Source organism: Siphonobacter sp. BAB-5385 (genome assembly GCF_002261125.1).
Classification (GTDB): Bacteria; Bacteroidota; Bacteroidia; order Cytophagales; family Spirosomataceae; genus Siphonobacter.
Genome location: NZ_NMPS01000038.1, coordinates 75,086 through 99,113, shown reverse-complemented (window position 1 = coordinate 99,113; position 24,028 = coordinate 75,086). Strand labels below are relative to the sequence as shown.

General features: G+C 49.0%; 20 protein-coding genes and 1 pseudogene. 11 read left to right on the top strand and 10 right to left on the bottom strand.

The annotated features are described in order from the left end of the window. Window positions 1-72: 72 nt before the first annotated feature. On the bottom strand, window positions 73-630 hold the full coding sequence (locus tag BWI93_RS03590; protein ID WP_176454118.1) for a 2'-5' RNA ligase family protein: 558 nt from the start codon (window positions 628-630) through the stop codon (window positions 73-75). Between the two features lie 199 nt (window positions 631-829). On the opposite strand from BWI93_RS03590, the gene BWI93_RS03585 reads away from it, so the two are divergent. The 3 genes from BWI93_RS03585 to BWI93_RS03575 all read left to right on the top strand — a co-directional run bounded on the left by BWI93_RS03585 (window position 830) and on the right by BWI93_RS03575 (window position 2,511). Beyond that, on the top strand, window positions 830-1,231 hold the full coding sequence (locus tag BWI93_RS03585; RefSeq protein ID WP_094808791.1) for a hypothetical protein: 402 nt from the start codon (window positions 830-832) through the stop codon (window positions 1,229-1,231). A gap of 401 nt (window positions 1,232-1,632) precedes the next feature. Next, window positions 1,633-1,995 (top strand): iron chaperone, encoded by a 363-nt coding sequence (locus BWI93_RS03580; protein ID WP_094808790.1) that lies wholly within the window; start codon window positions 1,633-1,635, stop codon window positions 1,993-1,995. Window positions 1,996-2,076: 81 nt separating this feature from the next. Next, entirely contained in the window at window positions 2,077-2,511 is a 435-nt protein-coding gene (locus BWI93_RS03575) for a nuclear transport factor 2 family protein (RefSeq protein WP_094808789.1), read from the top strand. Window positions 2,512-2,572: 61 nt separating this feature from the next. Here the strand turns inward: BWI93_RS03575 and BWI93_RS03570 are convergent, their stop codons facing one another. After that, on the bottom strand, window positions 2,573-3,160 hold the full coding sequence (locus tag BWI93_RS03570; protein ID WP_094808788.1) for a hypothetical protein: 588 nt from the start codon (window positions 3,158-3,160) through the stop codon (window positions 2,573-2,575). 369 nt (window positions 3,161-3,529) lie between these two features. Here BWI93_RS03570 and BWI93_RS03565 point away from each other — a divergent pair, with 369 nt between their 5' ends. Further along, window positions 3,530-6,409 (top strand): DUF2723 domain-containing protein, encoded by a 2,880-nt coding sequence (locus BWI93_RS03565; protein WP_141217342.1) that lies wholly within the window; start codon window positions 3,530-3,532, stop codon window positions 6,407-6,409. A gap of 326 nt (window positions 6,410-6,735) precedes the next feature. Here BWI93_RS03565 and BWI93_RS03560 read toward each other — a convergent pair. Then, window positions 6,736-8,279, bottom strand: a pseudogene (locus tag BWI93_RS03560) (M81 family metallopeptidase). Between the two features lie 123 nt (window positions 8,280-8,402). After that, complete coding sequence (locus tag BWI93_RS03555; RefSeq protein ID WP_094808787.1) at window positions 8,403-9,251, bottom strand: neutral zinc metallopeptidase; 849 nt, start codon at window positions 9,249-9,251, stop codon at window positions 8,403-8,405. 174 nt (window positions 9,252-9,425) lie between these two features. Between BWI93_RS03555 and BWI93_RS03550 the strand changes: the two genes are divergently transcribed. Together BWI93_RS03550 and BWI93_RS03545 are read left to right on the top strand one after the other, a co-directional pair. After that, the gene (locus tag BWI93_RS03550) at window positions 9,426-9,683 is read left to right on the top strand and encodes a hypothetical protein (protein WP_094808786.1); all 258 of its coding nucleotides are present in this window, start codon (window positions 9,426-9,428) and stop codon (window positions 9,681-9,683) included. Window positions 9,684-9,753: 70 nt separating this feature from the next. Beyond that, entirely contained in the window at window positions 9,754-10,179 is a 426-nt protein-coding gene (locus BWI93_RS03545) for a hypothetical protein (protein WP_141217341.1), read from the top strand. A 118-nt stretch (window positions 10,180-10,297) separates the two neighbouring features. Here the strand turns inward: BWI93_RS03545 and BWI93_RS03540 are convergent, their stop codons facing one another. Then, a complete protein-coding gene (locus BWI93_RS03540) occupies window positions 10,298-11,542 on the bottom strand; it encodes a S41 family peptidase (RefSeq protein ID WP_094808784.1) in 1,245 nt (414 codons plus the stop codon). 98 nt (window positions 11,543-11,640) lie between these two features. Next, a complete protein-coding gene (locus BWI93_RS03535) occupies window positions 11,641-12,591 on the bottom strand; it encodes a DUF1080 domain-containing protein (RefSeq protein WP_094808783.1) in 951 nt (316 codons plus the stop codon). A 127-nt stretch (window positions 12,592-12,718) separates the two neighbouring features. Here BWI93_RS03535 and BWI93_RS03530 point away from each other — a divergent pair, with 127 nt between their 5' ends. Beyond that, a complete protein-coding gene (locus BWI93_RS03530; protein WP_094808782.1) occupies window positions 12,719-13,396 on the top strand; it encodes a hypothetical protein in 678 nt (225 codons plus the stop codon). A 44-nt stretch (window positions 13,397-13,440) separates the two neighbouring features. Continuing rightward, window positions 13,441-14,127 (top strand): hypothetical protein, encoded by a 687-nt coding sequence (locus BWI93_RS03525; protein WP_094808781.1) that lies wholly within the window; start codon window positions 13,441-13,443, stop codon window positions 14,125-14,127. A 125-nt stretch (window positions 14,128-14,252) separates the two neighbouring features. On the opposite strand, the gene BWI93_RS03520 is transcribed toward BWI93_RS03525, so the two are convergent. Further along, entirely contained in the window at window positions 14,253-16,412 is a 2,160-nt protein-coding gene (locus tag BWI93_RS03520; RefSeq protein WP_094808780.1) for a dynamin family protein, read from the bottom strand. Between the two features lie 186 nt (window positions 16,413-16,598). Then, window positions 16,599-17,525 (bottom strand): hypothetical protein, encoded by a 927-nt coding sequence (locus BWI93_RS03515; RefSeq protein WP_141217340.1) that lies wholly within the window; start codon window positions 17,523-17,525, stop codon window positions 16,599-16,601. Between the two features lie 892 nt (window positions 17,526-18,417). Between BWI93_RS03515 and BWI93_RS03510 the strand changes: the two genes are divergently transcribed. Next, window positions 18,418-18,831 carry a hypothetical protein gene (locus BWI93_RS03510; protein WP_094808778.1) on the top strand — a complete coding sequence of 138 codons (414 nt, stop codon included), beginning with the start codon at window positions 18,418-18,420 and terminating at the stop codon, window positions 18,829-18,831. Between the two features lie 106 nt (window positions 18,832-18,937). On the opposite strand, the gene BWI93_RS03505 is transcribed toward BWI93_RS03510, so the two are convergent. Next, complete coding sequence (locus tag BWI93_RS03505; RefSeq protein WP_094808777.1) at window positions 18,938-19,267, bottom strand: hypothetical protein; 330 nt, start codon at window positions 19,265-19,267, stop codon at window positions 18,938-18,940. A gap of 190 nt (window positions 19,268-19,457) precedes the next feature. Here BWI93_RS03505 and BWI93_RS28465 point away from each other — a divergent pair, with 190 nt between their 5' ends. Together BWI93_RS28465 and BWI93_RS03500 are read left to right on the top strand one after the other, a co-directional pair. Then, window positions 19,458-19,811 (top strand): hypothetical protein, encoded by a 354-nt coding sequence (locus BWI93_RS28465; protein WP_255157696.1) that lies wholly within the window; start codon window positions 19,458-19,460, stop codon window positions 19,809-19,811. Further along, window positions 19,736-21,478, top strand: coding sequence for a glycoside hydrolase family 127 protein (locus BWI93_RS03500; protein WP_255157695.1), 1,743 nt, complete (start codon window positions 19,736-19,738; stop codon window positions 21,476-21,478). The genes BWI93_RS28465 and BWI93_RS03500 overlap by 76 nt, the downstream gene beginning before the upstream one ends. A 194-nt stretch (window positions 21,479-21,672) precedes the next feature. Here BWI93_RS03500 and BWI93_RS03495 read toward each other — a convergent pair whose 3' ends face one another. Next, complete coding sequence (locus tag BWI93_RS03495) at window positions 21,673-23,946, bottom strand: DUF5703 domain-containing protein (protein WP_255157694.1); 2,274 nt, start codon at window positions 23,944-23,946, stop codon at window positions 21,673-21,675. Between the last annotated feature and the right edge of the window lie 82 nt (window positions 23,947-24,028).

Below are 24,028 nucleotides of genomic sequence, written 5' to 3'. Positions count from 1 at the left end.
TACGATCGATCCAGTAATGCTTCTTCGTGAGGCTTCTATTTACTTCGTGCCTTTATGGCTAACTCTAACTAGTTAAGCGTTACTGGCAAAGTCAAATTTTCGAAGCGGTTCCCACTGCTTGCCCGTGTGTTGCAACAGCCAGAGGGCGTCTAAAGGCATACGAGCGGAAAAGGATTCCTGCTCAAAATAGGGCCAGGCCTGTTCAAACTGCCGGCGACTCAGGTCCCGGTACGCAATGGTCAGGTGCGGTGTAAATACGGAATGGATCGGTGGCAGGGATACTTGCAGGCTTTCCCGCACAAACGCATCGAGTGTAAGATACTGTTGCTCCATGCGTTCCGTCTTCTCAACGGCTACATAAATCACGTGGCCCCGATTCGTGGAAAAATATCCGAAATCAGTCAGCTGAATAGTTTCGGCCTGAAAGCTTCCCAAAAAAGATTCCAGTTGTTGTGCCAACGACGAAATAGGTACCTTTTCGGACAAGGTAAACGGACTTACATAGGTGATATGCGGCAATACCCGCAAACCCCGAACACTGCCGTAGTGCTCGGCTACGTAGCGTTTGTAGGCCCAGATGGGTTCGGCGATAGATTCAGGTGGGAGAGCGGCAATGAGATAACGGGTCATGGCTGAGGAATTAGCGTATGGAGGCAAGAAAAGGTATGCCTGCCATAAATAAAAAGAGGGGTTAAAAAATCTTAAGGAATACATCAAACCTACCTAGGGTATTTACCTTGTTTCGCAATTACAGATTTAACCACAGGAAATCTGGCCGTATGAACGTACTTGATTCCTTAATCCTCACTACCTTTTAAATTCTAAAGCGATGAAATATCTTTTCTGCTTAATACTTACTTTTCTGGTGATAGCCGTCTATGGACAAATGCCTAAAGAGGTTGCTGGAAAAGCGATCAACCCATCAATTCCAGTAGTTCCGGATACGGTATTTCGGGTAGTCCATCTGGAGCAATCCGCAAAACTAAAAAATCAGAATCTGGCTGTTTTTGTAAATGATCAATTCGCGGGAAATATTCCCGTCGCGGGTATACCACCTGAACAAATAGAAAGCATAACGGTTGAGCACAAAAAAATACAGGTAAAGGGAATCGATTATGAACATCAGCTATACGTCGAAACTAAAAGTACGTACAAGCCTAATCTTATTTCGTTGAGCGATTTGAAAACCAAATACACCGATCTAGCAATAAGCCAACTGTTTTTAGTATAGATGGAGAAATTTGTACTTCTGATTATTCCGAATACTTTATTGACGAAAGCAATCTGCTTCGAATCATTATTGATCATATCTCAGACAAAAAAGAAAAGACAAATCTGGTTCTAATTAAAATATTAAGTAAAAATCCGGAAAATATTAAAAAAGTAAAAGACATACGAATCAGGGGCGACAAACTTCGTTTTCATTAGGGTTGGGAACGGATTGAAATCCGTTCTTAAGAGATGTGCCGAGCCTACAGCTCTGTTGCGTTAGTGGAGTAGAGCATCAAAGAGCCGTAGGCTCGACCTATTTAGTAAGGTTGGGTTGAGACCCAACCCCCTCAGCCTAAAGTATAAATCAAACCGAAATTAAACGTACCTTGCTGTATCAGCAAGCGAAAACCTTCGATCGGTATGAAAAGCATTGTGCCTGCCAGCGTGGATGAATACATCGCCGGTTTTCCCGACGACGTTCAGGCGATTCTTCAGCGAATTCGTGCGGTAGTGAAAAAAGCCGCTCCGGAAGCCGAAGAAACGATCAAATACGCCATTCCTACGTTTACGCTGCACGGTAACCTGGTGCATTTTGCGGCCTATAAACATCACATTGGCTTTTACCCGGTACCTTCGAAGAGTACGTTCGAGGCTGAACTCGCCCCGTACCGAAAAGCAAAAGGCACCGCCCAGTTTCCGCTTACGCAACCTATTCCCTACGCACTGATTGAGAAAATAGTGGATTTCCGAATGCAGGAAAAACGGGCGAAATCAAAAAGGTAAGATTGCATGAAGCCGCTATAGGCGAATGAAATGATTGATAATGAGTGAATAAAACTATACTACCTCATTTCCCTATTCTTCATGAAACGACTCGTACTAGGCTTGATTGCCTCAGTTGCTTTCGCCTGTCAGCCAGACGCTGAAAAAAAGAAGATGCCTGAAAACGAAACCATCGCCCGCAAGGTATACGAACGTTTCAACGCCCATGATTGGGAAGGGATGGCGGCTCTTTACAGCGATTCTACCGAATTCAAAGATCCGGCTTTTGGTACAAAAGCCGTGATGCAATCCCGAAAGCAAATCGTTGAAAAGTACGCCGCCATGCACCAGGAAACACCGGATATTCACGATGAAATTACGGGTATTTACCCTTCCGGAGACACCCGGGTCATTGTTGAATTTGTATCCTCCGGCTCCATGCCCGATGGCAACAAATGGGAATTACCCATTTGTACCGTTTTTACAATTGAAAAGGGAAAAATTACGAAGGATTATACGTATTACGATCAGGAATAAGAGGACGTTTCATAAAATGATAGAAATCGAATACGTTCAATCCGAAGCGTAATAAAAGACGTTATTTACTCAGTTTAACAGTCGGAATATTCAGGCTAATCATCTCATTGATAAACGCCATCCGGTCTTCTTTCAAGCGATTCAGGAACGTAGTAATCTCGTTGTCATACGCCCGCTTGGAGTACGCACAAACCAGAACACCCGGCTGATTCGGCTGAATTTCAACCCGTTGGTACCGATAGACATTGAACTCGACCGTACTCAATTCGTTTCCTTTGCTTTCACTCAAAATAAAATCAACGATAAATTCTTTTCCGTCAGGACTTTCGCTGACTACGTAATTACACGTTGGGTCCGTCTTTTTGCGATTCTCTAATTCCTTTACTTTCTGACTTACTGCTGCTTTTACTTCAACGTTTTTATCAAGCAGATAAAACGTGATCATCTGGTTAAATTTCTCCGGGGTTTCGCCCGCGGGCAGGTATTCCTGAATGTAATAAAAATCGTTCGGTTTAGCGGTCCAGGCCAGTTTGAACTGGGTTTGATTGAAGGTAAACGGGCCTTTAATCCCTATTCTCTCAATGGGATCACTACTGAAACTACTAAACACTAAAACAATGAAGGCTAAACAAAAAAGTCGGGAAAGCATGCATATATAGTTAGAGTGCCCGTAAAAGTACACATTCATTTTTAGGAATGACTTCCGGTGATTATTTGGGCATTCGTTTATTTCCAGTAAAGTGACACTTTTACGGCAGATAATGGTGTTACGCTTAAAAGTTAGCCGTTGGATCGTTTAGCTCTTCCGAATTTATAATCTACGTTCTTTCGGAGTTACAATCCACGCTCTTTCGGATTTGTAATCCGAAAGCGACTGCTCCGAATGTACCCTTCATTTTCCGCTAACAACTTTTAACATAGCTCTTAACAACTATTAACGTTCTGGTTTTTAGAGCGTTGGTACGGCGTTCTACTTTCGGCCTGCTTATCGTAGCCTTTCACATGTTCGCTGTACCTTATGAAAAACTTTTTACGTATCAACACTTGGTTAGGCTGGGGCATGTTTGCCGTTGCCTTCTTTACGTACGCTTTTACGGTCGAACCCACGGCCAGCTTCTGGGATTGTGGCGAATTCATTGCCTGCTCCTACAAACTTCAGGTACCGCACCCGCCCGGAGCACCGATTTTCCTGATGTTGGGTCGATTGTTTTCGCTGTTGGCGGGAAGTGATCCATTGCAGGTCGCGTACTGGGTCAACATGGTATCGGTGTTGGCCAGTGCCGGTACCATTCTGTTCATGTTCTGGACGCTGACCTTACTGGGCCGTAAAGTCGTCGGTAAAACGGCGGCTACCGTATCTGCCAGTGAAGCCATTGGCATCTTCGGAGCGGGCGTGGTTGGAGCCCTGCTGTACACCTTTAGCGATAGCTTCTGGTTTTCAGCGGTAGAAACGGAAGTATACGCTTTGTCTTCATTCTTGATCGCTCTGGTCTTCTGGGCCATGTTGCGATGGGAGCTGATCGAAGAGGAAGCGGCTGCCAACCGCTGGCTTATTCTGGTTGCGTATCTGACGGGTATTTCCATTGGGATACACCTGGTTAATCTGGTCATTCTGCCAGCCCTGACTTTGGTTTATTACCACCGTAAAAAGCAGAATCCTTCATTTTTACAAAGCATAGGAGCGGTACTGGTCGGGGTTTTACTGGTCGGATTGATCAACGGAGGGATGCTTTCCGGTCTTGGGACTCTTGCCTTTGCTACGGATCGTTTGCTAGTCAATTCGTTCGGTTTCCCGTTCCATTCGGGCGTAGTGGTGTGGCTGTTGCTGGTGTTTGGGGCTCTGGGCTACGGCGTTTATTTCGCCCAGCAACGTAAACGCCCCGTGCTCAGTACGGCTCTGCTTTCGGTGCTGTTTATTTTGATTGGTTATGGCTCGTATACGTCCATCGTGATCCGGTCGAACTTTCATACGCCGATCAATGAAAACAACCCTTCTGATCTCATCAATTACCTGCATTACCTGAATCGGGATCAGTACGGAAGTCGCTCCTTGTTATACGGACCGCAGTTTACGGCTCGGGTCACGGATTTTAAACGGGGTAAACCCCAGTATAAAACGGATGGTAGTCGCTACCAGATTTACGACTACGAACCCGCCTACATCTGGGAAAAAGACCAGCAGTCTTTCCTGCCCCGCATGGGCTCGCAGCTGCCCGGTCATGCCGACCTGTATGCCGCCTCGCTGGGCTTACCCAAAGACCCCACGGACCCCTCGCGGTACCAGAAGCCTACGTTCGTTCAGAACCTGCAGTACATGTTCAGTCGTCAGATGGGCTTTATGTACATGCGATACTTTCTTTGGAATTTCGTGGGTCGGGAAAGTGATCAGCTCTGGGCCGACTGGTACCCCCGGCTGGGCAAAAGCGTGGCTCTGCCCGAAAGTATTCGTACGAACAAAGGACACGATAACTTTTATTACCTGCCGCTGATGCTGGGACTGATGGGCTTTTTCACGCAGTTTACCAAACGGGATAAGGATTGGCTGGTGATTGCTGTTGCCTTTCTGATGACGGGCCTGGCTCTGGTCTTTTTCCTGAATGCTCCACCCGTAGAGCCTCGCGAACGCGATTACATCTATGCGGGGTCGTTTTATTTCTTCGCTCTATGGGCCGGACTGGGCGTACTGACCCTGCAAAATCTGGTTCAGAAAATCACGAAACATCAGGTACTGGCCGGATCGTTGGCGGGTGCACTGGCCCTGGGTGTACCGCTGTTGATGGGGGCAAAAAGCTGGGATAATCACGACCGTTCCCATCGGTATACGGCCGTTGATTTTGCCCGAAATCTGTTGAGTTCCTGTGCCCCGAATGCGATTCTGTTTACCGGAGGCGACAATGATACGTTCCCGCTCTGGTACGTGCAGGAAGTCGAAGGTTTTCGAACCGATGTACGCGTGTGCTGCCTTTCGCTACTGGGTACGGAATGGTACATTCAGCAAATGAAGGAGCCAGCGGATGGATCGGAGCCGTTGCCGATTTCACTGGCGATGGACAACTTCCGGACGGGTATCAACGATCAGATCATCTTCTCGGAAAATCCGAATGTAAAGCAAGGCATTGATCTAACGGAGTATCTGAAACTGGTTCGTGAAAACAACCCCGCCATTCAGGCCGAAACGTCGCTGGGAACGATCAATGTGTTGCCTTCGCGGGTTTTCTCGCTGAAGCTGGACCGGGATACCATTCAGAAATCGGGAGTGGTGGCGAAGGGTATGGAGCCGTTGTTTACGGAAGACCGGATGACCTGGGATTTTGGTACGAACGACATCATCAAGGATCGGCTGATTCAACTGGATATTATCGCTCAGAATCAGTTTAAGCGACCCGTGTACTTTGCCTCGACGCTTTCGCCGGCGAATTATCTGGGTTTGAAAGAGTTTATGCAAATCGAAGGGTACGCGTATCGACTGATGCCGTTCAAGGTAGCCGGAGCCACCGATGGGTTCGTCAATACGGAACTGATGTACGATAAAATGATGCACAAAATGGCCTGGCGGGGTATGAACAACCCGGATGTCTACCACGATGATACCATTCGCGGCATACCCGTCGTTTCGGCCCGACTGGCTTTTTATCGCTTGTCGACCCAGTTGATTCAGGAAGGAAAGCTGGATACGGCGAAAGCGGCTTTGCATCGTTGTCTGGAGGTGATGCCGGATCAGGCAATTCCCTACGATCAGATTTCAGCGAGCTTCATTGGGCCCCTGATTTCCGTGGGTGAAAAACAGAAAGCTCTTGAGATGGCTCAAACGATGATGAAACGCTGCGATGAAAACCTGAATTACTACTTTTCCAGCAATGGCGACGCGAGGATATACGGGTCAATTTGTTTCAGATGAATCGGATCGTCCAGCAATTACGCGAAGCGAAACTGGAAACGCTGGCCCAGAATTACGAGACGACATTTGAACGGCAGTATCAGAAATTTGAACGTCGTTTTGTGGAAGCGGAGTAAGGGGAAGCCGCTCTTTGTTGCGACGAACGGATTGGTGGGGCGGAATAACGCGTCGGAGACGCTGGACCCCTAAGATCCCGATTGTAAATCGGGATCAGCGGATATAAAATTGGAAAAAGAAGAAGTCCATGGTTTCAGGTGACGCCTGAAACCATGGACTTCTTCCATTGCTGAAACCAAGCTTCACCCAATAGCTCGATAGGAATACAGTTACTTCCCCGACACCGGAATCCACTGAGCCGACAGATTCGGCGTTTTCATGTTTTTATCCAGAGGATACATGGGACGCTGGATGTGTTTGTAGGGTAGACGGTATAGATCCTGATCGACGCCACCGGGCGTCAGGGCCATGATCCAGTCTTTTTGCATGTGGTATAATTCGGGTTCAAGGTAACCGATTTTTACGACGACAATGTCCGCTTCGCGGGGTTTGAGGCCCAGGCGGGTAAAGTCCTTTTCTTTATGATAGGGTTTGCGTTTCTGCGTCACGATGACGTGTACGCTGCCGACTTTCACTACCACTTCTACCACGGCATCCCGGTCGCCTTCCACGATAGATTCAACCGTACCTTTCAACGCTACAGGTTTGGCAAAGCGGTGATCGACGATGGCTCCGGCCGTACCCTCAATCGAGCCACCGACACCCACAGCCTGGGCTTTCTTCACAAAAGCAGGATCGGGAATGGAGGCGTAAATCAGCGTCGGACCGTCAGCTTTCCGAAACTCCGGACGTTTCAGGATTTCCGTAATTGTCCAGGTCACATCACCGGCAGCTCCGGCCGTTGGGTTATCGCCCGTATCGCTGATAAAAAGGGCTTTTTCTGGCTGGCGATGGCTTTCGACAGTACCTCATCCAGCTTGCCTACGGGGGCCACAAAATCGAACTTCGAGCGAACGTCCCAGAAATGCTTCGCCAGCTTCTCGGCCGCTTTGGCCACTTTCGCCTGATCGTCGCCCACCATCATGATGACGCCGTGATTGCGGGGAGCGTCGGCCCAGGCATAGCTGATCCAGATGCCGCCATCCACAATACCGGGGTTATTGTCGGCGAGGGGAGCCACTTCGGCGTACAGACTTTTGCCCGGTTCGATGCGGGTGCTGGTTTGTTCACCGGGTAGGAGAATGGGTACGGGAATCCAGGCTTTGTAGGCGGGTTTGCCCTTCCCACTTTTCAGGCGGTCGATGAGGTGTTGGACGGCCCGTTCTTTCGTTTGCATGGCGTCTTCGTGGGGGGCCATGCGGTAACAGGTCATCAGGTCAGTGTTCTGGGCTAGCCGTTTGGTCACGCAACCGTGCAAGTCCATTGAGGTGGATAGCAAGGTTTTGTACCCCACCACCTGCCGGATTCGCGTAATGAGATCGCCTTCGGGATCGTTGAGGCCCTGTACGCTCATGGCTCCGTGAATGTCCAGGTACAGGCCATCGTAGGGAGCGTTTTGCTTGAGCAGGTCCAGCATTTTCGTGACGAGCGATTCGTAGGCCTCCCGCGTAGCTGCTCCGCCGGGAATGGATTTGCCAACCAGCGAAGGAAACCACTGAGCCTGTTGCCGCAGGGGCGAGTCGGGCGTCAGAAAAGGGTAGGAGGTAAAGACCTGATCACCCGTTTTGGGGTGAAATGCCTCTTCGTGCGTGACGGCGGGCGAAAATGTACTGGATTCAATACCTAATCCCGCGATGGCGATGCGGGGTAACGTTGATTGAGCAAAACTGGTGTTCAACCAGAGCGTGAGAATGAAGAGAAGAGGTTTTTTCATGCAACAAGATAAAGAATTCAATTGGGTAAGCGTAGCCAAACAATGGGATTGAGAAGGGAATAAAAAAAGACTGCTACAGATTCTTTAAAAATCCATAGCAGCCTCTGGTGAACAGAAATGACGTTACTGAAGGTTGGCGTCTTCGTTGCTGTTGAACGTATCTCCCTGTTTAATATCGCCGGTTTTCAACCCTTTTTTGAACCAGTACACGCGTTGGGCCGAACTACCGTGCGTAAAAGCATCCGGTACGACGCGGCCCTGCGTTTCTTCCTGAATCTTGTCATCGCCAATGGCATGAGCGGCGTTGATGGCCTGCTCAATGTCTTTCTCGTCCAGGGCTACACTTTGGCCCTGAGCCCGGTTGGCCCATACGCCCGCGTAAAAGTCGGCCTGTAATTCCAGTCGTACTGATAAACGGTTATATTCCTTTTCGCTCAGCCGTTGTCGCATGGCCTGCATTTTGTCGGTCGTACCCATCTGTTTTTGGACGTGGTGACCGATTTCGTGGGCAATGACGTAGGCCATGGCAAACTGCCCCGGAGCCTGAAAACGCTCGGCCAGTTCATCGTAAAACGAAAGATCGATGTAGACTTTCTCATCCGCCGGACAGTAGAAAGGCCCCATGGCGTTCTGAGCCGTACCGCAGCCCGAGGAGGTTACGCCCCGGTACATGACCAGTACCGGCTTGGGATACTGAGCATTCTGTTCGGCGAAGATCTTCGTCCACGCGTCTTCGGTACTGGCCAGTACACGACGGGTAAACTGAGCGGCGGCGTCATCGGCCTGCTGATCGACGGGAGCCTGCGTCGTAGCCTGTTGATTGCCTAAGATACTGGAAGGATCGCCACCCAACAGGGTAACAATTAAAGCAATGACGACGGTACCAATGCCGCCGCCAATGATCAGGCCACCAGAGCCACTGCTCCGACGGTCGTCGACATTATCGCTTTCGCGACCTCCTAACCAACGCATAGATAGATAGTAGTGTAAAAGTTGAACGTTTAGTTCTGTAAAATTTCGATGCCAAGATTATTCATTTCAGGGAGAAATGATCAGAATTAGCTAAGAAAGCTTAGGAATGCCTGTCGTGAACCCTGGGCATAGGTATTATTTTTTCTAACAAAAGTCAAAACCGACCTCTATTCCATGAAAAAGCTATTTGAATTCGTAACCCCACTCACCCTCATGGCCGGAGCCGGACTGCTCATCATTGGTCAGGGTCTACTGCATCTGGGGGAAGAAAACAACGTACTACAATTTTTCTTCGGCGTTCCACTTTTGTTCGGAGCAGTGGTCGTGCACATCATCATCTGGGGAATGCTAAAACGTAACGTACTCTACGTCTGGCTGGTGGAATTTGTTCTGGTAGGCTCGTTTCTGTACGCTTTTTTCTTTCGGTGGTAAGTACAGAATCGAAGCCATCACTAGAGTGAATGGTATCAATTTTGTATCGAATCAGCAAAACCTTAAACCCATGAAAACGCTACTCACCTTTCTGATGCTTACGCTGGGCGTGCGGGCCGCCGATGACCGCGTAGCTAATTTTTCCTACGGTACACCCGGGCAGGAGAATTACGAAGAATTCTCGTTCTGGGTAAAAAATAATCAACCCGCTGAAATTCAGTACGTGTACGGCAAGGATCGTAAGACACTTCGCGTACGCTACGTAAAACAGGATAAAACCCATTTTCAGGTACGGTTTCCCAACCAACTCGTTCTACTGCTTTCCCCGCAAGGGAATCAGCTACGGGTGTATGATTTGAAGGGGAAGTACGCAGCAAAGACTTTTTCCTGGCACTACGAAGGGCCCGTCGATGGTGTAGGAACCTTTTGCCAAGCCTGTGCCGAAGATGAAACCGAAGCTATGCAGTTACTGCGGCAGTATTATTTCAAGCCCTGACCGTCCCTTCAGAAACCTTCTGCTTGGATGAATCAGCAAGCCTGACGTGGGTACTGAGGTCACTAAACAAGGTAAAGCCGCGAAAGAAAAACTTACCGGCTCATCCAGGCAAAAGGATTCATCGGTTGGCGGTCTGGCGGATATAGTTCAGCGTTTGTTCCGTCCAGTCCCGGTTGTAATCCAGTAAAATGTCCGGTGCGACTCCCACTTCTTCGTACCGCTGGTAATGCCCCGAATCCTTCATGTCGGTAGGGTAAAGCGTGTACTTGCCGCTGGGCAAGGCCATGCGTTTTCCGTAATTATTACCGTACGTGAGTGTCCCATTCGTAGTACTGCCCAGTAGCGTTACGCGTTTGAGTTTCCGAAGTTCAAGGGCAAACTGCTCGGCGTTGCTAAACGTTCGGTGATTGACGAGTGCATAAACGGTACCCCGGCGGGTGTAGCGTTGCAACAAGTGAAGAAATTTACGGGACGCTTTAAATCCCCCGCCGCCATTATTGCGAAGATCCACGATCAGCTGGGGAGCGTGCAGGGAATCCTTGATCCGGTCGTAAAAGGCGGCTGACTTGAGAAGTTCCTGCGGAGACGTTGAGAAGCTACCCAGGTGTAGATACTGGACCTGATCGCTTAGAGCTTTTAACTCAAAAACCTTGCCCGAATAATTCACGTAATCCGGAGTTTTGGACTCTTTTTTCCAGGGCGTTTCGGTTAGCCGTCCAGGAATGAATTTTTCATTTTTAACGAGCAAAAACGTTTTCTGGAGTAGGTGAGCGTGGTACGCCCGGAAATGATCCGGCTTGAATTCCCTGAGAATAAACGCAAGCTGTCCCGGCTGCCAGTGCGGTAACCGCGAATGCAGAACAACGCCGAGCAAACTGTCCTTCCGGGCAGTTCGGTAAATTCCCACCTGCAGGTAAGATTCGTAGTGATACACGCCTTCAACCTGATCAAAGGCGGTGTTTTGTAACACGGCTTCGAGGGAATCCCGGGCCAGAGTAACCCGGGGGAAACCCAGGAAAGATTCCGACTGCCGATATGCCGTAATCCAGGCAGAATCGACGAGCATTTCTTTGGTAATGGCTTGTTTGGGATTTTGGTAAAAAGCCAGGTGATTGTCCCGGAAAGGCAACAGAAGCTGGGATAAGGTATAAAATTCCTGAAAGTCAGAAGTCGGTTGAACGTTTTTCAGCCGTTCCGCACCCAAAGCGTAGGCCACTTTGGATTCGCCTTTCATCTGTTCGCGGTACGAAGGAAGTTGCTGAACCGCCGTGTACAACTGATGCCAGTCTTTCTGATACGTAGATTGAGCCTGACTGGTCAGTATACCCAGCCATAGAAAAAACAGGGGTGCGAGTTTGTGCATACGCAGAAAAGGAAGCCAAAACGTAGAAAGAGGTTCGGGAGGGGGACGAATGGTCAGGAAAAAAGAAGTCCGTAGCCGAAGCTACGGACCAGGGAAATTTATTCTTTAGGAAGCGTAATCCGGATATTCCGAAACTCAATCGGACCGTGATCGCCCTGGAGGTAAATCGGACCCGGTTCGGCTTCGTTGCTGTCGATGGCTCCCCCCGTAATACCCGGAATGGTCGTGTCGCAGATGATAATTTTTCCGTTTAAGGCGACCGTTACCCGGCGACCAATGAGCGTGATGTCATAGCTCTGCCACTGATCTGCGTCATTCTCCGGAAGTTCATTCGGAACCAGGAAACCGTAGACGGCACCCAGCATGTCAATTTGTGGTTCAAGTCCTTTGCTGTCGACAATCTGTACTTCATAGCGTCCCCGCAGGTATACGCCGCTATTGCTGCCCTTGGGATACTTGAATTCAAGGTGCAGTTTAAAGTCTGAAAACTTCTGCTCCGTCTGGATGTTCGAGCCGGATTTGGGACTTTTCAGTACACCATTTTCCACCACCCACTGATTGGTCTGGCCCATGGCCTTCCAGCCTTTCAGGTCTTTTCCGTTGAATAGATCCATCGATTTGCCCCAGTTCGGCTGTTTGGTGCGGGCCAGCGAAGGAGCCCGTACGCCCGTCCAGGAAACGGTTTGGCCCGCAGGCGTCGTCATGGTGCCACTGAGCTTGTCGCCTTCCAGCGTTCCGTTTACAACCAGATCCTGCGTGGCTCGTTCCCATTGCGGAGGAATGGCGAAGCTAAGTTTCCCGTCGTTGAATGTCACTTTGGAAATGGGACGGGCACTGCCGCTACTGCCCACAAACCGGCCTACGAGCGTGTTATGACCCGAATGTGTCACCTCCAGCCAGGAGGGCATGGTGTTGTTTCCCGACTGAACGGTTAGATCCCAGCGTCCTTCGAGAGACGTAGCCGCCGGAGCAACCGCTGGCTTGCGGTCTTCGGCATAAACGGAGAGACTGGTTGCGGTAAGGATAACCAGCGTAAGGGTACGCAGCATAGAGGTTTGAACGGATTAATGGTCGTGTACGAATGCTCAAATCTAGGCATCTAAACGCTAGTATAAAAGGACTGGCAAAGAATGAAGCGGGGAGGTACTATATTGCTGACGAAAAGAACCCTCACCTATGCATAAATCCTTACTCGTCCTGTTGCTGGCGTTCGCTGCCCGGGCTTCTGCCCAGTCGGACACGCTAACGAATCACTACGTACGGCTACAGCCCTTACAGCTTTTGTTTAGGGAATTGGTGGTGGGCTATGAATTTCCGTTCACTCAAAAATTCACCCTCGAAGTAGGAGTCGGGTACCGATTTCGCCGATTTAGTCATTCGCCCGAAATTAAAGGACTGGCTCTGGGGATGATGGGTGATTATAACCTGCAAAATATGGGAAATCCCCATTATCAGGCCGTAAAGTTTTCGATTACGCCCCGCTATTATCTGAATGCCCGCAAAACCTTTTTTCTGGCAACCGAGCTGTTTTTCAGACACTGGTGGTTTGACAACGTACAGGCTAAATTTGATAATACAGAAGGCTACCGTTTTGACGCAGTACGAACCGAACGAATGAATGTTTGGGGAGGAAAACTACTGATAGGTACGAATGGCAAATTGTTCTTACTAGGCAAAAATCCGGTGTACTGGACTCCTTTCCTAGGTTTCGGACTTCGGTCCAAAACCTACACCTATGAAACCTGGGACGGAACCCTGGGGGATACCCCCGTAACGTACCAGAAAGAGAGGGGTACTGTCAGCCTGTCGCCCAGTATTCATTTGGGCGTATCGCTGGCGTATCGCCTTCGCTGATGGTCTCGAAGCTAAACAGTATACATGAACCCAATCAAATCCCTATGAAACTCATACCCAAACTAGGCTTATGGATATTACTCACGGTCTCGACGAGTGTGTACGCCCAATCGGATACGGTATGGAATCAGTACTTGCGAATCCAACCTTTGCAATTGCTGTGTAGAGAGCTGGTGGTAGAATACGAGTTTCCCGTGACGGAAAAACTGACCATTGGACTGGGGGCTGGATACCGGTTTCGCAAGTCCAGCGGTACGTCAGAGGTGGCGGATTTAATGCGAATCATGACGGCTGATTACCGTTTGCAAAATATGGCTAATCCGTATTATCAGGGCGTTAAGTTCTCCCTTAGCCCCCGCTACTATCTGGATACCCGTAAATCCTTTTACGTCTCGGCGGAGCTATTTATGCGGTACTGGTGGCTGAATCGCCTGGATGAACAGTACCTCAATCCAAAGGGTACCTATGTTCGGGCCCGAAAAAGCGAAGAAATGGATGTCTGGGGAGGAAAAATACTGGTAGGATTGAATCGAAAACTGGTTTCCTTCTCTGCTCATCAGGCCGTGTACATCACCCCGTTTCTGGGGATTGGGTTTCGGCATAAAGCGTACACCTACCAACGCATCTACCTGTCCTCTTTAGCCAGCGATACTGGCGATAACGAAAGGGGAGGAATGAATCTGGCAGGCCTGCACGGTGGCTTCTCTCTGGCGTATCGCTGGGCTCGCTAGTACGCGATGCGTAGTGAAAGTAGCGTTCTAAATACTTACAGATCTGGATAGAATTAACGAAAAAAACCTCATCAGATCACAGACCTGATGAGGTTTTCTAAGTACGAGCCAAGTCGCTGGTGAGGTTAATTTTTATGCGTGGAGAGGTAACTTCTCAGTTGATCGACCTGTTCATTGCTTTGTTGAAGCACCTGCTGGTTGAAATTGATCTTTTCGTAGGTTTCCACCCAGATTCGCACGCGATTCCGCTGATAGAAAATTTCCCAGTTGTCCTTGGTATTTTTAGCCTTGAATAACTGATCGAGCAATTCTTCCACCAATGCAAAAGACATTTTATTGAGGTCTTTCGCCCAGACGTCGAATTCATTCTGAATCTTGTAGAGACAGGCCTCCACGGAGCTGACGATGTAATTACGAATGTCTTCGGCCGTATCCTCCCGGGACAGCCGCACCGAGACATAATCCGGCGTCAGGATATCCAGGTGTTCCCGAATCCGGAAGTGTAGAAAACCTAAATACGACAACTGGAACTGAGCGAACGATTGTACGGGCAGGTGTAACGAAGGCATGGATTCCAGCTCCCGCAACAGACTCACCTCAAAAGATTCATGAGGGTGAACAAGGCCCGCCAGACGACCTTCCGTTTTAAGAATATCAAAAATGCGTTGACGCACCTGATGGATCACGTCATTGAGCGTATCACCCAATTTCAGAAACTCTTTCGTGATGAACGTGCGGTGCTCGTTCAGATATTCTTCGTACGTCTTATTGTACGAGCCTAACGCATTACGGCTCAATTCAATATCCCGAATGGTCAGATTGGCGGCATATTCCAGACACGACTGCTTGATCTGATCGAATTTTTCCTGAATCTGCAGGTTGGGCGAATCCCGCAGGGCGTTGAGTTCTTTCAGGTTTTCTTCACAGGCATTGGTTAATTCCTGCCAAAGGGTATTGAATAAGCTTTTGAAAGTGGCGAAATCCGTCATATCGTCGGGGGGAGTAAAAATTCCGTTAAAATAGTTAATTACCTGATGAAGGGCTCCATCGATACTGGTCATTTTCCGCTGGTATTCCAGAGCATATTGCTGATCCCAGTCATCGAGTTTATCCTGCATATCTTCCAGAACAGCCCGTAGTACGTTTTCTTCAACTTCCCCGGCACTGGCACAGTCTACCGTAACGATCTTGCTAAAGAACAAACCGTTGCGATCCGTACTGTCTTTTAAATCCTGGCAGTTCCGGGCATTGTCCGTCAAGGTCTTGGTATGATTCAGGAGCAGAAAGGAGCAGGCGGGCAGGCTGATGCCCGGAATCGCCATCTGTTCAAGGGAGTTTTCACAGAACTGATACAGGTCCAGATCGGCGGGTTCCCAGACGGCCCCCAACGCATCAGGTTTGCGGACAAAAAGAATAAAATCAATATCACTGGCCAGCGACCGAATCAATTTCTGCTCATTGACCAGTCCCGTATCACCCAGTCCCGGCATGTCAATCAGCGTAATCGGGCCTGCTTCCGCCAGGGGGAAAGGCGTGTCAATATGCACCTGTTTAACGGCCAGATAGGCGTAACTGGCCTCGCGGTTTTCGTTCACCTGGGCAATGTACTGCCGCACCTGATGCAGGGGAACTTCCTGCGTAAGGCCCGTCAGTAAGTGATTGAACGAGGAAAAGTTACGGTGAATTTCCTGGAGCTTCTGGTAACGGGCTACGGTAACCGGACTGGTATCCTCGGGCTGATCCGGTAAGGCCTGCGAAACGAACTCAGCCAGGTTGGCCGGACTATACTGCAAGTCCAGTTCCTGAAAATAAGGAGATACCGTTGACTGGAAAAAGCTCGTCCGGCTGTGAAATTCTACCAGAGCCCGGGCTTTGTGACTATCGTTGGCAATGACACTCATGACGCCCGTGCAGTGCGGGCCATTGCCGTCGGGAATGACCTGGGAATTCAGTCCGGACAGGCTTTGCAGCAGTCTGCTTTTTCCCTGGCGGGCTCTGCCAATGACTCCAATGCTGATGCTTTTGCGGGAAAATCGCTGACTGAGCTGAACCAGATACTGTTGTTCTTCTTCAATTCGCTTGAGAAGCGTGGGCAAATTAGCCCGATCAATGGCCTGGATGACCTGGTCAGACGCATGATCCGATATTTTTAGTTTAACATTTTCCAACACTGACATCGAGTGGCTCATCAAAGCGAGCCGCTGCATGTCCTGCGTGATTTTATCCGCAAACTGCCCCCGCTTCTGGATGATCTGCTGGATATTGGATACTATGAAATTAGGCATGGAGTCAATTCAATAAGAAAAATGTAAGAAAAACACAGCGAGAATCCGAAAATCCAGTCATCCTTTTGATCAGGCACAAAACAATCCAGTAAGATTACCTGACGACGCTCCGTCGCCAGTAACCCTGCCTGAGCTGGCTCTGGAAATTAGCCGTCCGTGTGATTTCTGAACGAAACAAAAAAGCGGCTACCTGAGTACTTTCAGATTACTGTAGTTCAGGCACCGCGAGTGCAATCGTTCGTTCGTAGATTTCAGGTAGTTAAGTTCTTTAAACAGGTTTCTGAAAAAGCCCATCAGGCCTTTCTTTCTTTTCAAATAATACTGCTCGAAAATGAAGGAAAATAAGTAGAGGTAAGGATATTCAATATTCTGGGGATTAAACTGATTGCGTTGCGTAACACTAAATACAGGCTTCCATACTTCCGTATTCAGGATTTGTACCTTTTTGTGATACATGAATGAAGCATTACCCAACGTTTGAATGGGAATGATCGCTGATTTAAGGTTATCCTGAAGACCCAGAAAGTCAAAAATTTTCTGGTACACTTCATGAATTTTCAGCGTTAAGTCCTTGGTCAGCGTATCATTGACCAGATACGTTTCGCATTTGGTTGGAATGAACAGAACCAGTTTTGTATCCGGATTTTTTTCTAGCCCCAGCTTCAATACATCCAATAGATTCTGGACATTGTTTTTACATTCTTCCATGTCGTTCATGACGGCTGACGAATCGATGGGAATGACAATGACGGAAGAATCCTGAATAAAATTGACGACTTTTTCCGTATCATCCGTAATCCAGTTTCCCGGAATATCACGGAACGAAACGACCAGAAAAGGCTCTGAGTTTTTGTGAGAAATTTCTAACGGATAGGTGGATACAGCATCCGTTGACTGAATTCCATCGAAATAAGTAATGGTGCCCTTGCCCAGCGAGGCAATGAGCTTCTCCCTATTTTGATCTAACTGGGCAGCTAACTGGGAATCCAGGGTTAGGTTTAAACCAATACTACTGGCCAAATCGCGGCGGATGTTATCATCCATTGAAGATAAAAACGTAGTTTTTCCTTCACCGGATGCGGCTAGCATCGTGACATTAATAAAGGTTTGCATGGGTGAATAATAAGCTCCTTGGACTTGGCGATTTAATTGGATCAGGTCTTTATCCTGAGCTATTCAGGAGTGAAGGCCGTCATCATGGATCATATTTAGCAATGAGGTTGTCTTGATAAGGTACAGTCTGGCGACGACTGTTCAGCTTTGTATCCGTATATGTATGAAGCGGCAATCATGAAATGATAATTTTTTAAGTGTAGGTGCTTAAATTTTACTTCTTTCATGACTCCGAAAGCAAATCTTTCTGATATCTATTAAACGTATAATTTGCTTATAGTCAATACATTTTAAGGGACATGGCTGATTTCAAAAAGTCAACCTGTCAGGAAATTATTGCGTTATGAATTAGATACCAAATAAACCGAGTGAAATGCTGAAAATAATTCCTTTCCGTGCAGAGCTTGTAGGAATTTGCTTAATTGATTATTAAATGATAATAAATTTTAAAGTTTTGGAGATGTTTTAGAAGCCCATTTCAGTAAAATTCCTTTCCGTCAATTACCCAGGGTTTAGGGTTAAATTTTGTAAAATATTATTTGAAACTATATAGACTAATTACTCGCATTGCTCTGATTATTAACGTAAAACAGCCAATTAGTAAAAGAATTAATTCTTCGTTTACTATAAAGACGAATGGAGATGATTAAAAACTTTCTTTACATGAATGTATCGCTAATGGTTATGTGAAGGCCTATAAAATACTATTGTATTTAGTTATATTTAAAGTGTGAATAGTTATAATTGTAATAAAAATAGTAGACGCTACTCAGGCACGCTTGCTGAGAGGAATTCTTCACCAAAACGGGACTATTCGTATTGCAGTCATGCCAGTATTTAATTGATGAAGGCTCACGCACAGCAAATACGTAACCCTTTTCACTGGAAGTCTATGAGAAAAATAACCTTGATCCTGGCTATTGCGGTAGGCTTTGTTGCGTGCAGGAGCGGACGTAATTCTGGTGTAAAAACAAGTCAGAAAGTAGGGTATACCTTTTCTGACTATAACCTGGCCCGCAAAGCCCCGGATCATTTACGGACGCCGGAACAGCAGACAATGCTCATTCAATTAAGCAAAATCGTAGCGGATCATATGGTCGTTGAGCAAAATCAGATGGTATTTAAAATGAGTGAAGAAGCGTTTGTTAAGAAGGGAATGCCGAAAGAGTTATACGCTGACATACAGAAGAATATGGAGACGAATAATAAATATCTGGCAACCATGGATCCCTCAGAATTTGACTTGGATGAAATGCTGAAGAACTTCAAAGCTTCGATGAACAGGTTGAGTTCGTCAGCTAACTAATAAACAGAACACTAAAAAGCCTGGGTTGAGAAATCAACCCAGCTTTTTAGTGTTCTGAAGGGATTTTGGCTAAGGTCGGATGTCCCAATTTCCACGTCTAAGCAAATTACTGAAACACCACCTTCTCCGGTGTAGGATACTCTAGTAATTTTGAAAAATCCACTTTCCAGAAATCCAGATCCAGCAGGCGATTGTGTTCGTCCTTCGTAAGCGTAATAACGACGGGCGTCTGATCGGAGTCGATGTAATTGACCTGTACCACGTCACCCGCGTAGGCTTCGGGATTACCGCCGAGCGAAATGCTACCCATTTTTCCACCTTCGTATTCTTCCACCAGTTCATCAATGGGATAGTCTGCCGGATTAAGCTGTACGTGTTGCAGCATATGGTGGATGAGTGCGAGTTCCTGTTCGCGAATGGGCCGTCGTTGATTCATAACTACATGCGAGTAAAAGACAGGCGGCGTACGGTGCCGCTGATTGCCTTCAAAAATAAACGGTTCCCGGCAAACAGGCTAACATCCTACAGCCTCTGGTAAAATTCCCGGAGCTTTGCCAGTCGGTAATCGTCTACTTTTGATCTACGCCCTGTATCCGCGTTTGTTCGTACTAAAGTGCCTGCTTACCATGCTTAACCTCATTCGCCGTATTTCCATCGCCGGACTGGTGGGTTGCAGTACCCTCAGTCTGGCCCAGACCAACAGTCTGGTCAATACTTCCCAAAGTAAATTTTCCCGCCTCCGTAGCCTGGATCTCGATGCCGTACAGTGGACGACGGGCTTCTGGGCCGACCGCTTCCGGGTATGCCGGGATTCCATGGTACCTCAGCTCTGGAAAACCTACACCGACGCGGACGTCAGTCACGCCTACCGCAATTTCGAAGTGGCCGCTGGCGTTCAGCCGGAGTGTTCAAAGGACCTTCTTTTCACGATGGTGATTTTTATAAGACGCTCGAATCGGTGGCGAGTATGTACGCCCTGACCAAAGATCCGAAGCTGAAAAAGCACATGGACGAGGCGATTGCTGTCATCGGCAAGGCTCAAACGCCCGACGGATACATTTATACGAAAGCGATCATCGAGCAAAAGAAGACGGGCAAGAAGCAGATGTTTGACGATAAACTCAGTTTTGAAGCCTACAACTTCGGCCACCTGATGACCGCCGCCTGCATTCATTACCGGGCTACGGGGCAGACGAGCTTTCTCGACATTGCCCGAAAAGCCACTGATTTTTTGATTGATTTCTATACCAAAGCCAGTCCTGAGCAGGCCCGTAACGCCATCTGTCCTTCGCACTACATGGGCATTACGGAAATGTACCGGACTACGCACGAGCCGAAATACCTGGCTCTGGCCCAGAAGCTCATCAATATTCGGGGGATGAGTGAAGGTACGGACGACAACTCCGACCGCGTACCGTTTCGCGAGATGAAGAAAGTGATTGGGCACGCCGTACGAGCCAATTACCTCTTTGCCGGAGCCGCTGACGTATTCGCCGAAACGGGCGATAGTACGCTGCTGTCTACACTCGATCTGGTGTGGGACGATGTCGTCAACCGCAAGATGTACATCACGGGTGGTTGCGGAGCTTTGTACGATGGCGTATCGCCCGAGGGCACTTCGTACCAGCCGGATACCGTTCAGAAAATTCATCAGGCCTACGGGAAAGCCTACCAGTTGCCCAACCTGTCGGCCCATAATGAAACCTGTGCGAATATTGGAAACTTGCTCTGGAATTACCGGATGCTACAAATTACGGGCGATTCCAAATACGCGGATGTGATGGAGCTGGCTTTGTACAATAGCATTCTTTCGGGCATTGATCTGGGCGGAACGAAGTTCTTCTACACCAACCCGTTGCGGGCTTCGGATGCGTACCCGTACCAGATGCGTTGGATGGGGGGCCGTTCGCCGTACATCGCCTTGTCCAACTGCTGTCCGCCGAATACCGTCCGGACGATTGCCGAGGTCAGTAATTATCTGTATAGTACGTCAGATCAGGGTTTATGGCTGAATTTATACGGTAGTAATCGGTTAAATACGAAGCTACCCGATGGGTCGCCGCTGGTCGTCTCGCAGGAAACGGACTATCCCTGGCAGGGTACGATCAAAGTACGCATGGAGAAAGTGCCGACTCGGGTCTATTCGCTTTTTGTACGGATTCCGGGCTGGTGTACGGGAGCCACACTGAGCGTAAACGGGAAAACGCAGTCCGTGACATCCGGCACGTACGCCGAAATCCGCCGAACCTGGAAAGCAGGCGATGTGGTAGAAATCAAATTGCCCATGCCTGTACAATTGATGGAATCCAACCCGCTGGTGGAAGAAACCCGCAATCAGGTGGCCGTGAAACGCGGACCACTGGTGTACTGCCTGGAATCCGTAGATAACCCTTCCGTACCCACGGATCAGGTGGCTTTATTAACCGAAACGACCTGGAAAACGAAGCCGCTGGGGGTGGAAGGTACACAGGTGATGGTGCTGGAAGGGAAAGCTCGCCCATTAACGCCCAAGAAATGGAACCAGCAACTCTACCGACCGCTCCAAACGCCCAAGCCTACATCCACCACCGTTCGCCTCATTCCGTACTACGCCTGGAGTAACCGGGGGCATTCGGAAATGGCGGTATGGTTGCCGGTGGTGCGGTGAGGTTTTTCGTGATGTGGATGTGGTACCTGACCTTTTCCCCCGCATTGCATACGGGGCTATTGTTGTTAAACCCCCTTCGGGGTTGGGGCGTATAATAGAAGAGGTAACTGGTGCAGGTTTCCAAACCTGTACCTACGATCCGGCAGTTTCTAACTGCCGGGCTATGTTGTAATGCGGGAAACTTAGAAACCAACCTACTCCGGCAATAACACCACCACATCCTTCCGCCGTTCCTCGGGCCATACCTTCAGTTGTTCCAGCTTTCCATTTTTTAGTATCCCTTCCACCGTCGTTTGGTAAGGAGCGTGGAGTTTGAAATGTACGTCCCAGTTTTGGGGCCAGGCGGGAAAAAGGTACAGCTTCCGGCCATCGGCCTGTAGGAGCATTTCTTGTAATCCAATCATCCCCGAGCCGCCCCAGTTGTGGTCGGGTGTCCAGTCGTAGCCGGGACCCCAGAAGGCGGGAAAGCGGCGGCCTGAATCCTGGAGCTTCAGTAAGGTGAGGCGAGCGGCTTCATCTCGAAGGCCGAGTCGGGCGGCGAAGATGTTATCCTGCTTCCAGCCCACGTGACTCCGAAACCGCAGGGCGTCGGGATCGTAACGATAGGTATTGATCGCCGTATCCAGATTGGCCCGGCCCATGCCGTGCGTGCCCCAGGGAAATACCGGATACAACTGCGGCGTTTCGGTATTGTTGATACGTTCCCAAAGCTGGGCGGGAGCCAGTGTCGGATGACCTTCGAAACTACGAAAACTGATACTAGGAATTCGACTCAGCATCAATTGCCAGTGTTGTCGTTTTTCCGGATTCAGGTACGAATCGGGCAATTCGAGCAGTCGGGTTAGTACCGTTTTCAGAGCTGAAATCGTGGAGGTGGCATTATACGTCATCTTGTACGTTTCTGCCGCCGAACCGGGATACAAAATCAGCTTTCCAGCTCCATCAAACGTCTTACTGCCGCGTTTTTTCGCCAGATACTGGTAATGCTCATGGAAGAACGTCAGGCAGCTTTCAATGAACGGTACGTAGGCATGAATGGCGTCCCCGGCGTACCGCTCGGTTTCCAGCATCATCAGGCAAAATTCCAGTACCGTATCCCATTCGTACTCCAGCCAGGCATTGTATTCCATGCCCGGATCATAGTCTGCCGGACGCTTCCAGCTATACTCCGCCGGGTTGGGTAAGCCAAAGTTTTCGAGTTGTTCGGTAAAGCTCGCCCCGGCGTGTTTCCAGTACACCCGCGTCCGTAATTCGGCGTTGGCCAACGTACGCTGATAAAAAGCAAACTGCGGTTTCATCAAGGCCCAGTCGCCGCTTTTCAGCATTGGCCAGTACACCAGCCGCTGGTTCTGGGCCGTATGCGTACCACCCCCCCAGTTCCGGAAATCGGGCGTAAATTTCATCGAAGAATCCGTCAGAGCGGGATCGTAGGTAAAGAGGCCACCATTGAATTTGGTCGGCCAGTGTCCGCTGGCGTTGCAGCCCAACATGTAGCGGAACAACTGATAATTGCGGCCTACCTTCCATTCGGGCGTATTCGCCGCTCCGATGGTAATGAAGCTGCGTTCCCAGAAGGATTTCCACCAGTCCAGCGTCGCTTTTCGGGCTGAACGGGCCGTTTGGGCGGATTCGTTCCAAAGGGCCGTTACTCCTTTCTGCCATTCGTGAAACGACTCATGTTGAGCCGTATGTAAATGCAGCGTGAGCGACTGTTGCCGCTGGGGGCGTAGGCTAACGAGCTGGTACCCCCGAAAACCCGTATCCTGGTATTTCCCCTCAACCGTACCCGCCGCTTTCAGCCCTGGTCCTGAAAGGACGCCCCCAAACGTCAGGTTTTTTAGCGGATTGTACAGTTGATTCTTGACCGAATCGAGTTGCTGTTGGCGTACCGTTACGTCGAATACCGAAGGGCCGGAACCGTTGGCATGGTAAAAGAGAATTTCATTTTCCTGAGCCTGTACGTCGTCTTTTCGTGTGACGATTTCACCCTGCGGAGCAAATTTATACGAGTTCGCATGGTTGGCTTTGCCTTTCACGGGACGGTCGGCGTACCGCCAGCTTTCGTACGTTGCCTGGGTTTGAACGGCCCGATTACTGCTTATATCTACGTGAACGACGGGTCGAAAAACGTCCACCCAAACATCGATCTGAGCCGTGTGTGTACCCTTGCTACCCGTGATGCGTACGTGCCCTTCCTGCAGCCGAAGTTCCTGGCGAAAACGGGTTCCAGATTCGAAAGGATTGGGGGAAAGTCGCACCCGAACGCGTCCTAGTTTTAGTAGCGTATTGTTGTGATCGAAGGTGCCGCTGCGAGCTACGTACAAAAGCAGCTCGCCCTGTTCTACCCAGACGTTCAAACCTACGTCACCACCGCCGCAGGGCATGGACTCCGCAGCGTTTCGACTGGGCGTATCCCAGACTACATTGTACGATGTTAGCGAAGGCGTTTGAGCACGAACTCCGGACAAAGACCACAGAAGTGCAGCAACTAACGAAAGTCTGAATATACCCATCATGCAATGAATTGAATAGCCAGCGGAATCTCTGGAA